General features: G+C 30.5%; 11 protein-coding genes. 3 read left to right on the top strand and 8 right to left on the bottom strand.

Annotation, left to right across the window (positions count from 1 at the left end; all coding sequences use genetic code 11):
- Positions 1 to 60: 60 nt before the first annotated feature.
- From ACY3IT_RS08410 to malE, 3 genes are read right to left on the bottom strand one after another with little or no spacing between them, the layout of a single operon-like run.
- Positions 61 to 906 (bottom strand): sugar ABC transporter permease, encoded by an 846-nt coding sequence (locus tag ACY3IT_RS08410; protein ID WP_463082493.1) that lies wholly within the window; start codon positions 904 to 906, stop codon positions 61 to 63.
- Entirely contained in the window at positions 903 to 2,417 is a 1,515-nt protein-coding gene (gene malF, locus ACY3IT_RS08405) for a maltose ABC transporter permease MalF (RefSeq protein WP_463082492.1), read from the bottom strand. Before malF ends, ACY3IT_RS08410 begins: the two co-directional genes overlap by 4 nt.
- A 60-nt stretch (positions 2,418 to 2,477) precedes the next feature.
- On the bottom strand, positions 2,478 to 3,671 hold the full coding sequence (malE, locus tag ACY3IT_RS08400; RefSeq protein WP_463082491.1) for a maltose/maltodextrin ABC transporter substrate-binding protein MalE: 1,194 nt from the start codon (positions 3,669 to 3,671) through the stop codon (positions 2,478 to 2,480).
- 200 nt (positions 3,672 to 3,871) lie between these two features.
- Here malE and ACY3IT_RS08395 point away from each other — a divergent pair, with 200 nt between their 5' ends.
- Positions 3,872 to 4,348, top strand: a complete 477-nt coding sequence (locus tag ACY3IT_RS08395) for a DUF4330 domain-containing protein (RefSeq protein WP_463083645.1) — start codon at positions 3,872 to 3,874, stop codon at positions 4,346 to 4,348.
- Position 4,349: 1 nt separating this feature from the next.
- On the top strand, positions 4,350 to 6,701 hold the full coding sequence (locus ACY3IT_RS08390; protein WP_463082490.1) for a glycosyltransferase family 9 protein: 2,352 nt from the start codon (positions 4,350 to 4,352) through the stop codon (positions 6,699 to 6,701).
- Here ACY3IT_RS08390 and rfaE2 read toward each other — a convergent pair.
- From rfaE2 to nifS, 4 genes are read right to left on the bottom strand one after another with little or no spacing between them, the layout of a single operon-like run.
- On the bottom strand, positions 6,678 to 7,172 hold the full coding sequence (gene rfaE2 / locus ACY3IT_RS08385) for a D-glycero-beta-D-manno-heptose 1-phosphate adenylyltransferase (protein WP_463083644.1): 495 nt from the start codon (positions 7,170 to 7,172) through the stop codon (positions 6,678 to 6,680). The two genes, ACY3IT_RS08390 and rfaE2, sit on opposite strands and share 24 nt — an antisense overlap.
- Positions 7,159 to 8,160: a D-glycero-beta-D-manno-heptose-7-phosphate kinase gene (gene rfaE1, locus ACY3IT_RS08380; protein WP_463082489.1), complete on the bottom strand. Its 1,002-nt coding sequence runs from the start codon at positions 8,158 to 8,160 to the stop codon at positions 7,159 to 7,161. Before rfaE1 ends, rfaE2 begins: the two co-directional genes overlap by 14 nt.
- Complete coding sequence (gene gmhB, locus ACY3IT_RS08375) at positions 8,136 to 9,206, bottom strand: D-glycero-beta-D-manno-heptose 1,7-bisphosphate 7-phosphatase (protein ID WP_463082488.1); 1,071 nt, start codon at positions 9,204 to 9,206, stop codon at positions 8,136 to 8,138. The genes rfaE1 and gmhB overlap by 25 nt, the downstream gene beginning before the upstream one ends.
- 55 nt (positions 9,207 to 9,261) lie before the next feature.
- The gene (gene nifS, locus ACY3IT_RS08370) at positions 9,262 to 10,437 is read right to left on the bottom strand and encodes a cysteine desulfurase NifS (protein WP_463082487.1); all 1,176 of its coding nucleotides are present in this window, start codon (positions 10,435 to 10,437) and stop codon (positions 9,262 to 9,264) included.
- Positions 10,438 to 10,568: 131 nt separating this feature from the next.
- On the opposite strand from nifS, the gene ACY3IT_RS08365 reads away from it, so the two are divergent.
- Complete coding sequence (locus ACY3IT_RS08365) at positions 10,569 to 11,198, top strand: iron-sulfur cluster assembly scaffold protein (protein WP_463082486.1); 630 nt, start codon at positions 10,569 to 10,571, stop codon at positions 11,196 to 11,198.
- Between the two features lie 5 nt (positions 11,199 to 11,203).
- On the opposite strand, the gene ACY3IT_RS08360 is transcribed toward ACY3IT_RS08365, so the two are convergent.
- Entirely contained in the window at positions 11,204 to 14,890 is a 3,687-nt protein-coding gene (locus ACY3IT_RS08360; RefSeq protein ID WP_463082485.1) for a DUF3857 domain-containing protein, read from the bottom strand.
- Positions 14,891 to 14,901: the final 11 nt, after the last annotated feature.

Raw genomic sequence — 14,901 nt, 5'->3', positions numbered from 1 at the left:
AGAAATTTGTTTTCTGTTTATTATATCATTACTTGGGAGAGTAAGGTAGGTAAACCTACCTTACTCCTTGACAGCCCCACGAGTTAAACCAGATACAATCAAGTTTTGAAGAGCTAAAAACATAATGACAATAGGTAATGCTCCAACTATCGATGCTGCAGCAAAATCCCCCCATCTTACATCATACATTCCTGATATAAAATTTCTTAAGCCAACAGCAAAAGTATATTTGGATGGATCCTTTAATACAATACTTGCTAAAAGGAAATCAGAATATGTTCCAATAAAGGAGGTTATAGCTACAACTGACAAAATAGGTGTAGAAAGAGGTAAAATTATCTTGTAATAGGCTTGAAATCTTGTGGCACCATCTATTAATGCAGATTCTTCAAGAGAATCTGGAATACTATCAAAAAATCCTTTCATAAGCCATATATTATATGGTATTCCTCCACCTAAATATATCATTATCAATCCAGAGAGAGTATTAAGACCTAAAAATGGTAGATATTTCCCTAAATGATAAAGTAGCAAGTAGACAGCAACCATTCCCATAATAGCAGGAAACATTTGAAGTATTAATAAGGTGAGAAGAGAATATTTTTTACCCCAAAACTCAAATTTTGAAAAAGCATAGGCAGCAAGGGAAACAAAAAATACTGTAAGTATAGCTGTAGTTATAGATACTATAAGGGAATTTTTTATCCAATTAAAAAAGCCAATATCTTTTAGGTTGGAATAATGTTCTATAGTAATATTATCGGGGATAAGTTTTTGCCCTACCAAGCTACCTCCAGCCCTAATGGATGCAGAGATAGTCCAAGCTACTGGAAAGAAAGTGAATACTAAAAATATCCAAATGATTATATGCTTGGGAATTTGGAGTATGATTTTGTTTTTTCTCATTCGTATCTCACCTCACGTTTAAACATACCAGAAATCCAAAAGTTAAATATACTTATTAAAGCTATTATGATAAATACGATAATTGATATAGTGGCTGCTAAACCATAGTCTTGACCTCTACCACCTTCAAAGGCAAGTTTATATGTATAAGAAATTAGGATGTCAGTGGTACCAGCTACTGTGGAGATATCAGACATAGGAGGTTTACCTGATGTAAGTAAATATATTACGTTAAAATTGTTAAAATTAAAAGCAAAAGTTCCAACTAAAAGAGGACCAATAGCTGTTAGGAGAAGAGGTAATGTTATACTTCTTAATTGTTGAAAATAGCTTGCTCCATCAACTTTTGCTGCTTCATAGAGCTCCTCTGGGATACTTTGTAAAGCACCTAAGCAAACTGTCATAGCATATGGATATCCAAGCCATAAATTTACCACAAACAATGCTACTCTTGCCCATGTAGTTTCTAAGAACCATGGTATCTTAACTCCGAAAAGGGAAAACAAGATTCTATTCACTACTCCTACTTCTGTATTAAGTAATCCTACCCATATAAGTAGAGATATAAATGCAGGGATAGCCCAAGGGACTATAAGTAGTGTTCTATAAATACCTTTAAATTTTAAATTTTTATCATTCATAAGTAATGCTAAAAATAATCCTACTGTAAAGTTTAAGAGAGTTGTTCCTGCTGCCCAAAAAATGGTCCATAGAAACACTCTAAGGAAGGGCTTAGATACTCTATCATCCTTTATTAATCTTACAAAATTTTCTGTACCTACAAACTCAACAAATCCAGGAATTATCTTTTCACCATTTGGTCTTGTAAAGAATCCATCCTTTGGAAATAATTTTTCATTAGTGAGTTTATCTATTATTACATCTTCCTCTGGAATATAAACATATCTTTGTTTATATAACGAGAAATGATTAAGGTCTGAAAGTTGAAGAAAGGAGTCATCTTCCAGTTCAAATTTAAGATTTTGTAGTAAGGGAATTTTAGAGAATTTTTTCTCTTGGGAGATTAATTTATATTCTTCATATTCAGAAGGAAAGTTATCTTTTGAAATCAATATCAATTTTTTGTTTTCAATTTTATATATATTACCCATGGAATCTTTCAATAAGATTTTAATCTTGTTATCACTTTCATAAACAGCGTATTCATATTTTTGAGTATTTTCAGGTAAATAAGTTTCCTTTTCTAATTGTTCAATCACTTGAGATTTAGTGAGTATGTGTCCAGTACCATAATTTGTAAAAGCTATTTGGATGGTATAAATAATTGGATAAATCATAAATATGAACATTAAAAGAAAGGCAGGTACTATATATCTCCATGGATAGGTTTTAGGATGTAAAACAAATAAAGAAAAGAAGAAAGTAACCATGAAAAAGATTAAACCCCATATAAGTCCTGCTACATTTCCTATAATATAACTAAAAAATATCCCTATTACAGCTATTACTATAGAGTATAAAATATGAAAGATTGTCTTATAAAGATTCATTTCGAGTTACCTCCTGTAAAGAAGGAGGGAGAAAATATTTCTCCCTCCTTTGGTGTATTATTACTTTCTTGCTTTTTGTATGGCATCTTTTATCTGTGCAACTGCCTCTTTTAAGGCAACATCAGGAGCTTTTTTGCCTGAGGTTATCAAAGTGAGGGCGTCACCCATGTAGCTCCATACAGGCCCCATTTCTGGTATATTAGGCATAGGAATTCCATCAGCAGCACTTGCTCCAAAGGCTTTTATGTCTGGATTTGATGATACTACTCTATAAGCGTCTTTCCTTGCCAATATTCTGGGATCTGTCTCAAAGAGTTTTAATTCTAATTCTTTAGAGGCTAATACTTCAATTGCAAAGGTTTTTAATATAGCTAGATTGGGTGATCTGGAATTTAACATAAAGCCTTGAACTCCTACAAAAGGCCTCATTGGTTTTCCATCAATCTTAGGTAATTTGGCTACCCCATAGTTTATTTTTGCTTTTTTGATATTATCTATTTCCCATGGACCATTTATCATCATTCCTAATTTACCTTCTGAGAATAAACTGGTAGTTGTTTGGTAATCTACTCCTTGTTTTAAGATGCCCTCTTTAAAGAGATTGACTAATTTTTCGATTCCTTTAATTGCTCCTTCATTTGCAAGTCCTATGTCCAATGGATCTAATCCATTTGGAGTTTCTTTAAAGACATATCCTCCAAGAGCTGAGAAGAAAGGAAAACTAAAATAGAAGTTATTATAGTCATATAGGAATCCATAAATTCCACCTTTTGTTAAACTTTTAGACACCCTAACTAAGGATTCATAGGTAGTTGGAGGATTTGGAACTAAATCTTTATTATAAATTAAGGCTACTGCTTCCATGGAGTAGGGGATTCCATATAATTTTCCCCTATAGGACATGGCTTTTAAAGTGACAGGTGTAAATTCATCGAGTACTTTTTGTGGTAAGAAATCTATTGGAAGAAGAAGGCCATTTACTACTAATTCTCCAACCCAATCATGAGCCCCAACAATGATGTCTGGACCCTCTCCTGTAGGTGCAGCAGTTATGAATTTGGGTTTAATATCTCCAAAACTTACCTCATTTACTTCTACCTGAATACCATATTTTTGTACAAAAGGTTTAACAGCTTCTCTTAATCCTTTAACTTGTGCTTCTGACGTCCAGATAGTTATTTTGCCAGGAACTGCTCCTTTAGATAAGGTGAAAACTAATAAAAGAATCAAGCTTAAAATTAGAAGCTTCTTCATTTTTTAATACCCCCTTAAAATATGTTTTTTAAAATCCATAAATTATAGAAGGTTTGTCTTTTAAAGTCTTTCACCTCCCTACTTAACTCGTGTTAGTGAAATTATAGCATGTGTTAAGAATTTTTTAAAGATCTTTTTCTTTTTTTTATTTGTGATGTATAATCTTTTAGTTATAAACTTATGTAGATGGAGAGGTAGAAATTATGAAGAGAATAAATATTTTTGATCTTTTTGTGGTTTTGGTCATATTTTTAGCCATATTAGGCTTTTTTTTAGTGAAAGAAGGTAGGACTCCTCTTGCAAGAGTGAAGGGGGAGGAAAAGGATATAGAAATTGACATGATTGTTAGAAATTTACCTCTTAATGATAAATCTGTAATTAAACCAGGTGAGAAAGCCTTTATAAGAATAAAGAATCAACCATTTGCATGGGTAACAGTTAAAGATGTAAAAATATATGAGAAAAAAATGTTGGTACCTAATTTTAATGACACATATACTTTTATAGATGATGTGAATAATCCATTTAATGTGGATATGCTTATTACTTTTACTACTAAAGGTTATGTAACAGAAGATAGTGTTATTCTTGGGGTTAAAGTAAAGGTTGGTATGAGTATAAATGTGGAGAGTTTTAAGGCTGATATTTCGGGAGTTGTATCGGCAATAAGGTATTAATATGGAGAGGCTTTTAGATATTTGGAGAAAAAGTTTTCTTTTTTATATATTAAACAAAGCAGAATTATTTATAAAGGATATAACTGATAAAGTTATCTCTGAATCTTTTTCTTTCCCCCTTATCTCTTTTGTTCTTGAATATTATCTATATCTTTTTCTCTTTCTTATTCCTTTTTTATCATCTGGAAAAATTGCTATAGGAATATTTATTGCTTTCTTCTTATGGTTTCTTGATACTTTTCTTTCAAAGGATAAAAAATTTTTTGAAAGTTTAAATTCCTTTGTTATTATATATGTGATTTTTCTTCTTATAAATCTTGTTGCAACTTTCTTTTCTCCTTATCTTATACCAGCCATTAATGGGTATTTAAAGTTTTTAGTTTATTTTGCCATATTCTTAGTCTTTAAAGATGTTTTTAAAGATGATGAGAAAATAAAGAGAGCTTTCTTTTCTATTCTTCTTTCTACGTTCTTCCTTTCTTTATATTGTCTTTATCAGTGGATAATTAAAGTCCCACCATTAGCTGGATGGGAAGATGTGGAGTTTGTGGGAGAGAAAGTGACAAGAGTTTATGGTACTCTCCTAAACCCTAATCTCTTAGGTGGTTATTTAATAGGAGTTATGCCTTTTATATTATCTACAATTTATATATTTAGCTTAAAGAGTATTTCTGTAATTACTGCTATTTTAACTTTTCTTTCTATTATTTGGACATATTCAAGAGGAGCATACTTGGGTTTTTTGGTATCTATGGCTTTATATTTTATAATGATATTAAAGATAATTTATATGGTAGCAAATAGAAATATAAGGAAAATTTTATTGATGTTTTTGTTTGTTGTAATACTGGCTAGTGTAGGAATTTTCTCCCAGTCCTCTTATTTTCAAAAAAGGATTCTCTCTGCTTTTACCCTTTGGGGACACTCTTCTAATGCGACCAGAATTGTAATTTGGGAACGTTCTTTTAAGATTTTTAAGGATTTCTTTTGGACTGGTATAGGTTTAGGTAATGACGTTTTTAGAAGAGTGTATGCTTTCTATATGGAGCCTAAATTTACTGCCCTTGCTTCTTATAACTTATTTTTAGAAATTGGAATAGAAGGTGGTATATTAGCCCTTATTGTTTTTCTTCTTATGATCTATTATCTTTATAGGAGATTTTTCATAAAATACTCTACATGGGATCTGAAACATAAAATATTGGGTATATCAGCTATTTCATCTATTACTGCTCCTCTTTTTCATGGAATTGTAGATACTATATGGTATAGGCCTTACCCTCAAATAATGTTTTGGTTTTCTGTAGCTATTCTCTTAAATCTTTTTGAATATGATGGAAAAATAAAAAAGGTGCTTTTATTTAATTTAGGAGGTTTAGGAGATCAAATTTTATTCCTTCCAGTGGTTAAAGGGGTTATTCAGAGATGTAATCCTCAAAGGTTGAAGATTATAACTGAGAGAAGAGGAAGAAAAATATTTGATATTCTTGGAATGGATGTAGAGGAATTCAATCCAAAGGAAAAACTTTCTTTTTCTAAAACATTATATCTTATGGCAAAATTAAGAAGAGAATCTTATGATTTGAGTATATCTACAGGAAAATCTCCTTTTATCCCTATCTTTATGTATTTTGTAGGAGCTCCTATTAGGGTAGGTTATATGGAAAATCCTTTGAGCTTTTTATATACCCATAAGGCTTCTTCTACAAGAAATGAGTATATGGGGAAGGTTCATTTTAGGCTTTTAAAAGTATTAGATGAGAATTTAGAATTCTCGTTGCCTGAGATAGATATACCAGAGAGTATAAAAGATAGAGTAAAAAATAAACTCATAAAGTACTCTTTAGAACCTTTCTCTTATATATTAATACATCCTGGAATTAGTAAGATGAGTATTAGAAGAGGTATAGATAGAAGGTGGGCTCCTGAAAAATGGAAAGAATTGATTGAAAAATTAAATCAAAAAGAACTTCCGTATGTAATTGTTTATGGTCCAGATGAAGAAGAAACGATAGAAGAGTTAAAAAAATTAATAAAAGATGGATTGTTTATATTACCTGATGGTTTGGATGAATTTATAGGGTGGATATATTTTAGTAAGGCTATGATATGTTTGGATTCGGCTCCTCTACACTTAGGTGTAGCATTGAAGAAACCTTTAGTCGCCCTATTTGGACCTACTAATCCTAAAGAGATTGTTCCAGATGATCCTAAATTTCAAATAGCTAAAATAGACCTTCCTTGTGAGCCATGTCTATGGGATAAGAGAAATAAAGTTTGTGATGACTTATCTTGTATGGATATTACAGTTGATTTAGTATGGGAAAAATTAATGATTCTTATAGAGAGCTAGAATTTTTTGGATTATTTGGGTAGTAGAGAAATCTTCTAATATAGGTAGAATTATTATTTTTCCTCCATATTCTTTAACAATTTTTGCTTCAGGTAATTCTTCTTCTTTATAGTCTCCTCCTTTTACATGTATATGAGGCTTTATAATTTCTATTAAATTTTCTGGTGTATTTTCATTGAAAAGAGTAACATAATCAACACATTCTAATGCTGAGATGATTTTTAATCTACTTTTTTCATCAAATATTAATTTCTTTTCTCCTTTTATTCTTTTAACAGACTCATCACTATTTATACCCACTACGAGAATGTCACCATAATTTTTGGCCTCTTCTAAAAGTTTTATGTGACCAGGATGTAAAATTTCAAAACAACCATTAGTAAAGACTATTATTTTCCCTTGATTTTTGTGAATGTCGATGACATCTTTTAGTTCTTCAATTTTTTTAATTTTTCTATCAGAAGATAACATGGTTATTCTTAATTTCAATTTTTTCAGGTATTATTGCGATTAGTTCATCAGTTGATAAGGTGCTTGTACCAAATTTTCTCACTACACAGCCTGCGGCAAAATTAGCAATTATACATGCAGAAAGGATATCTGTACCTGCGGATAAACTTAATGATAGAGCGGATATAACAGTGTCTCCAGCCCCTGTTACATCTCTTACTTCAGATTTTAAGGCAGGAATTTCAAAAAATTTATCATTCTCTAAAAGAAAGATTCCTCTTTCTCCTCTTGTTATAACTATTCCTTTTCCTTTAATTATCTCCATGAGTTTTTGGGCACCTTTAATTAAATCCCATTCTTCCTCCATATTTGTAGCGATTTTTGCTTCTTTCTCATTTGGAGTGATAAGGGTGGCATTTTCATATTTGGAAAAATCTTTTCCTTTAGGGTCTACAATTACCTCTTTATTATTAGATTTGGCTATATTTATTATTTTTTGGGTTGTCTCTGGGGTTAAGACCCCCTTTGCATAATCGGATAGGATTATAAGATCTATTTCATTTATATGTTTTTTAAACTTTGATATGAGTTTTTCCTGTATATAATTATTTATTGGGTATTTTTTCTCTCGGTCCATTCTTACTATTTGTTGATTTAAAGCTATAAGTCTTGTTTTTAATGTAGTAGGTCTTCCTTTATCTGTAATTAATATATGTTTTATATTTTTATTAGAAAGAAGATTTATAATTTTTTCTCCTCCGTGATCTTCTCCAATAACCCCAAAAAGAATAGGTTCCCCACTTAAAGCTTTAATATTGTTTGCCACATTTGCTGCTCCTCCTAATACATGTCTTTCTTCTTCAACTTCTAATATGGGAACGGGAGCTTCTGGTGAAATTCTCTCAATTTTTCCTATTATGTATTCATCTAACATTACATCCCCAATGACTGCTATTTTTTTCCCTTTCCATGATTTAATAATTTCTATGAGTCTTGATTTAAGATCCATTTTGCAGCCTCCATCAAGTTTTTAGCAGAGTAATCAGCAGTTACATCCTCTTTTCCTATAATTATGGCTTTACAGCCTGCATTTTTACCAGCTTCAATATCACTTGTTTTATCCCCAATCATATAAGAATTTTTGAGATCTATATTCCAATCTTTTGCTGCTTCTAACAGCATACCTGGATTTGGTTTTCTACATTCTCCTTCCAGATAGGGACAATAATAAAAATCATCTATATATACTCCTTCCTTAGAAAGGATGTAATATAGATATCTATGAAACCTTTCTACATCTTCTTTCGTATAGTAGCCTCTTTCAACTCCTGATTGATTGGTAACAATTATCAGAAGGAACTTTTTTTGTAAAAGTTTTAAAGCTTCTATAACTCCAGGAATAAGTTCCAAATCTTCTATCTTATGGACATAACCCTTGTCTATATTAATTGTTCCATCTCTATCTAAGAAACAAGCAACCTTTTTTGATGGAAATAATGCTTCTTCTATCAGGTCACATAGAATATGACCAATAGTTATATGGGCTTCTTGAATATGAGGAGTCATATGAAAAGGTACAATTATGGAAAAGTGGGCAAAATTTATAACTTTTCCTCCGTTCTTTCCTGTTAAAGCAACTGTATATCCTCCAAGTTCTCTTGCCTTTTCTAATCCTTTTATAATATTAGGTGAGTCTCCAGATGTTGTTATTCCTATAACAATATCTCCTTTATTCATTATAGCTTCTATTTGTCTTGCATATACCTCTTCAAAGCCATAATCATTAGATATAGATGTAAGATTAGAAGTATTTGTGGTTAATGAAATAGCTGGAATACCACGTCTCTCTTTTAGAAATCTTCCTACAAGTTCTGCGGTAATATGTTGGGCATCAGCGGCACTGCCACCATTTCCAAATAATATAACTTTGTTGCCTTTTTTATATCCATCTACAATTATTTCAGCAAGTTTTTTAATATCTTCTATAAGAAATTCTTCTATCATTTTAATGACAAAATCATGTTTTCTTAATCGAGCTTTTATTCTATTTTCCATTGTTTCTCCTTATAAGCTTGAAAATTCTTTATTATTTTATCATAAAAATAAATTACTATTTTATTTTCCATCCTTGTTTATATGGTGATATATCCCTCAATCTTTTTACAGTTTTTTCTAATACTTCTAAAGTATAGTCTAAATCTTCCTTTGTAGTATAGTATCCTAAGGTAAACCTTACTGCACTATGAGCAAGTTCTATCGGAAGTCCTATAGCTGAAAGGACATGGGATGGTTCAAGGGAAGCAGAACTGCAAGCTGAACCTGTAGATACAGCTATCCCTTCTAAATCTAAATTAAGAAGTATGGATTCACCTTCTATATAGGCGAAACTAAAATTTATATTATTAGGTAGTCTTTTCTCTCTTGGTCCATTAAGATATACATCCTCTATTCGTTTTTCTATTTCTTTTATAAAATAGTCTCTAAGATTGATTAATCTTTCTCTCTCTTTATCAAGCTCTAAAATTGAGATTTCAATAGCTTTACCCATTCCTACAATACCTGCTACATTTTCGGTACCTGCTCTTTTTCTTTGTTCTTGCTCTCCACCATGAATAAAAGGGTGTATTTTTGTCCCTTTTCTTATATATAGTGCTCCAATTCCTTTTGGGCCATAAAATTTATGGGCAGAGATGGATAATAGATCAACTCCTAATTTATCTACATTTACAGGTATATGGCCAACTGTTTGCACTGCATCAGTATGAAAATATATTTCATATTCTTTAGCAATTTTTGTAAGTTCCTCTATTGGTTCAATTGTGCCGATTTCGTTATTGGCATGCATTATGGAAATTAGGATAGTATCTTTTCTTATTGCCTTTTTTAATGAATCTGGATCAATAAATCCTTCTTTATCAACTGGCAAATAGGTTATCTCAAATCCAAGTTTCTCTAAGAAATGACATGGTTCTAATATGGCATGATGTTCTATCGAGGATGTAATTACATGTTTTCCTTTATGAGAGAGGGCATATGCTACTCCTTTTAGAGCCATATTATTGGATTCTGTTCCCCCACTGGTAAATATAATCTCCTCATTTTTTGCTCCTAAAGCCTTAGCAATTTTTTCTCTCGCTTCCTCTATAGCAATTCTTGCTTGTCTTCCGAAATGATGGATACTGGATGGATTTCCAAATTCTTTTGTTAGATATGGTTTCATAGCCTGAAAGACTTCAGGTCTTATAGGAGTGGTAGCTGCATAATCTAAATATACTTCTCTTTTCATGTAAATTTACCTCCTAAAATATACTAAAATAGTATAAATTATATGATAATTGTTGTCAAAAGTATTTTTATGTTATAAAATATATTTTGAAAATATACTAAAAAAGTAGGAAAAGGAGGAAATAAATTAAGTTGAATTTAAAATATTCTGATATTGTTTTAGAGCATTTTAGAAATCCAAGAAATGTAGGGATTATAGAAAATCCTGATGGGTTTGCTATAGAGGGAAGTCCTGCTTGTGGTGATCAGATTGCTGTTTATATTAAGGTAGATAAAAATACAAATATAATTACAGACATAAGGTTTCAATCTTTCGGTTGTGCTTCCAATATTGCAACAGGCTCTATGATGACAGAGATGGTAAAAGGAAAGACTATAGAAGAAGCCTTAAAAATTACCTGGAAAGATGTGGCAGAGGCTCTTGGAGGATTGCCTCCGGTAAAAATGCATTGTTCTGTTTTAGCTGTCGATGGATTAAAGTCGGCAATAAAAAATTATTTGGGAGAAAAAAATACTTCTTCAGTTTTAAATGAAAAAGAGATTATAGAGGTTCTTTCTAAGATTGTTTATCCGAGTATTTCCATGGATATTATTAGTCTAAAGTTGCTCAATTATTTAAAAATTACTGAGGAAGGAGATATAATAATAGAACTATTATTGTCTGATGATGATTCTTTCAAGAGTCATATAAAACAAGAAATAGAGGAAAATCTAAGAAAGATACCAGAGGTAAGAAACATAGAGGTTAGATTTGTAAAATGAAATTTTTATCTTAATATTAGTATTTCGTTATCTCTGTCTATAATTTCCTCGATTGTTTTCTTGTATTCTTTATAATTCTCAGTGGGGATAAATATCTCTTTTAGTTTGAAGTTTCTTTCAATTAGAATATTCTTTCCTTCCCAGTAACATTTTCTCGTGTAGGTTATCCAAGGATTCTCTATATTTACATTTTCCAATATATTTTCAGGGATTTTATTAATAGAGGACAAATTAATGGTTATTAATTCTTTTTCCTCGTATGGAAGGTAGTATTGGATGGGGTATATTCTTTCTTCTTTAAATATTTCTTCAGCCTTCTCTATTTTTGTAATGAATGGGGAATATATATATGTATATTTATTATTTTTTAGAAGCTGGCTATTATAATATTGGACATTTATCCTTAGAGGGGCTTCTAAATTATATAGATTTTCAATATTCCAAGAAGTAAGATAAGAGCCGGGATAAGTATTGTTTATTAAGTAGGATATAAGATTTTCCTTTTCCTCATAAGATAGACTATCTAATAACCAACGAAAATAAGTTGCAAAATAGCCTTTAAAAGATAATGTAGTTTTCATTAAAGCCTTGCCATTTTCAAAAATAATTTCTGTCTTAAAATCTTTTGCGTTTTCTTCAGGTTTGCTCATGGGAATTTTTGTAAATACTGGTTTTTCGTCTTTTATAATCATAACATCTGCTCCTTGATCCATGTATGGTACTTCTCCAAAAGGTGTATTTTCAGCTGTTCCATCAAGGAAAATAAAATTATTATTTAGAGGTACAGCTACTATAGCATGATCAAACTGAAAAGCAGGTATTTCTTTCTTAAAAGATATGGAATATCTGGTGTTTACGAGAGTATAATACGCTTCTATTCCTGCTTCTTGAAGCATAGTAATGAGCAGTATTGCCTTATCTTTACAATCACCATATTTTTCTCTAAATATGCTGGGAGCACTATGAGGCATAATTCCTCCAATACCAAATTCTAATCCAACATATCTTATTTCTGACGTTACATAATAGTATATAGCTTTTATTTTGTCTTCTTCTTTTTTCAAACCTAATATTAATTCTTTAACCTTTTCTTTAATTGCCTTATCAGCTCTAATTTGAGGGTAAGCTAAGGAATAATAAAGATCTGCTAATTGTTCCCAATCTTTGAATGTGGTTATCCATACTTGAGGTATTAGATCTATTACTTTAGGCATAAGTGGTTCTTCTATTATAGCAGGAAGTTTTTCCATTTCCCATTTGTATGTTTTCCATTTCTTATCTTCTTCTATGTTAGGTTCTTTGTTACCATTATAAAAGGTATATTTTATCTCTAAATCCTTTGGAATCTTTAATATGAATCTACTGTATAATGAAGGTATCTCGTTTTGAAAGAAAAAGATATCTTGAAAGTTTTTACCATATATCCCACCAGTGTATTCTTCTACCATGTATAGACACTCTAAGATAGCTCCTTTTTCAATTCCTGGATATGAGAGAACAATTTTTCTTTCATCAGTATAAAGAGGGTAATCACTAAGTATTGGAAAATCCTGTATTGTTGAGACTTCAATTTCATCACCGTTTGGTTTTATTGTTCTTGCCCTTAATATTCTTACTCTCTCAAAGCTTGAATCGTAGTCTATTTGAATTTCGCCATATTTGTCTTTTGCTGAGTTTTTAAGAATTTTAATTAATTTATGATAAATCATCCTTGAAGTTCCATCATTAAAAAAAGTTCTTTCTTTTTGATCTAATAAGATTACAGCTGGATATTCTAAATATTCTTCTGGAATTTTTGATTCTAAATAAGAAGAAACATCAGGGAGATTATATTCTTCTCTTTTCAGATGGTTTATATAGATTCTTAAATTTGTAAAATATGGATTTAATTGAAGGGTTCTTTCGAAAAGTTCTATGGCTTTTTCGTCATTATCTTCTAAATAAAGTTTTCCTTTGTATAGATAGGTTTCAGGATATTGATAGGAGATTTTTTCAACTCTTTCTAATATGGAAAATGCTTTCTCTTTGTCTCCCCTAATCATGTATAATCTTATCTTTTCTAAGTACGCCCAAGTGCTTGTTGGATCTTTTTCTAAGGCTATATCTAATAAATTTTCTAAGATATCAATTCGATTTAGTTCATCGGCTAAGTTATATAATGTTAAAAACATCTCCCAATTTTCAGTGTCTATAGATAATGCTTTTTGATAATAATCTATAGCCTTATCTTTAATTTCCTTTATCTCATAATATTTTCCAATTAAAAATAATGTTTCTATAGAGTTTGGATATTTAGATGATAATGTATTAACGTTTGAATTTACTTCTTTTTCCCACGATAGTGATATGAAGATTCTTGAGAGTAGAGATCTTAAAAGGAATGAATTATCGTGTATATTTTCTTTAATTATCTTTATGGCATCCTCATATCTTCCATAATTTAAGTTGTAGAGAGATAAGTAATATGCAGAGAGTTTTATGTCTCTGTTACCCTTATAGGCAATGTCCATATATTTTTTAGCAGTTTCTAAGTTTCCAAGTTCATATTCAAGCTTGCCTTTTAAAAACTTTATTAATGAGGATTTAGGTTTTATTTTTTCTGCTCTTTCTAAAAATTCTTCTCCAGCATCACTATATCCATAATAGGTACCTAAAAGAAATCCGTAAAAAGAATAAAATATCTCAGATAATGATGATTCTCTGATAAAGTCTTTTTGTGGGATTATTTTTACCCAGGACAAATTCCTTTTTATATAATTCTGAATATTCTCAGATATCTTTATTCCAGATATAGGTTCATTCTTTTCATTGGTGATCCCTAAATAAAATCCAAAAGGACCCATAGTATTAGAAATTTTAATTAATAATTTATGCCAACCTAAAGGTAAGTAAATTTTTATAATCTCTTGGTCAAACAAGTTTCGTCTTTCTGTTTCTATGCTATAGATAAAAGAGTCATCTATAAATAATTTATAGGAATTTGGCGAACCTATTTTAATTAATACTTCTTGGCTTTTGGGCATAAAAATATAACAAAGAGCATAAGCAGTACTCCATTTATTAGGATAGAACAAATTATAAAGGTTGATATAACCATTTATACTTTTTTCCATAGGCTTAAACCAATTAATTTCTATGCCATTTTTTCCTTTATACTTTTGATTTAGCAAAATCTCTTTTTCAGGTGGAAATTCTTTATATAATCCAGAATTTCCTACATTTTCAAAAGGGCCGATGAAAAGAAAATCAGTAATAAAGCCTTTACTTCTTGCATAATTATAGATTTCTTTTATCTTTTGTTGAGAAAGCAAAGATTTCCAATATAAATTTTCCATGAAAGGAGAAAGGTTTTTTTTATCTTTTAAGATAATGGGAATTTCTTTAAATATCCCTAAATTCTCCCAAGCACCTTCTCCAAGAAGTCCTATGATGTCATGCCAATAAGAGGAAGAATTTATTTGAAGTGCTTTTTTCCAGTAATTCCAGGATTCTGTAAAGTTATCTTCTAATAAAAAAATTAAAGCTTTTGCTATGTTTGTATTAAAATCATCAGTCTCTAAGTTTTTTACATAGTTAAAATTTTCATCTAAGATGGCGCTCCATAATATTTTAGGATCTGCTTTTTGTTGAGCAGAGACTTGAAATATAAGTATAATAAGGAGAAATAAAAGAAATATATTTTTTCTTTTCATAATGTTTTGAG

This window comes from Dictyoglomus sp. GBS (assembly GCF_055179815.1).
The sequence above is the reverse complement of the archived record's forward strand: the minus strand, read 5'-3'. Positions and strand labels throughout refer to the sequence as shown.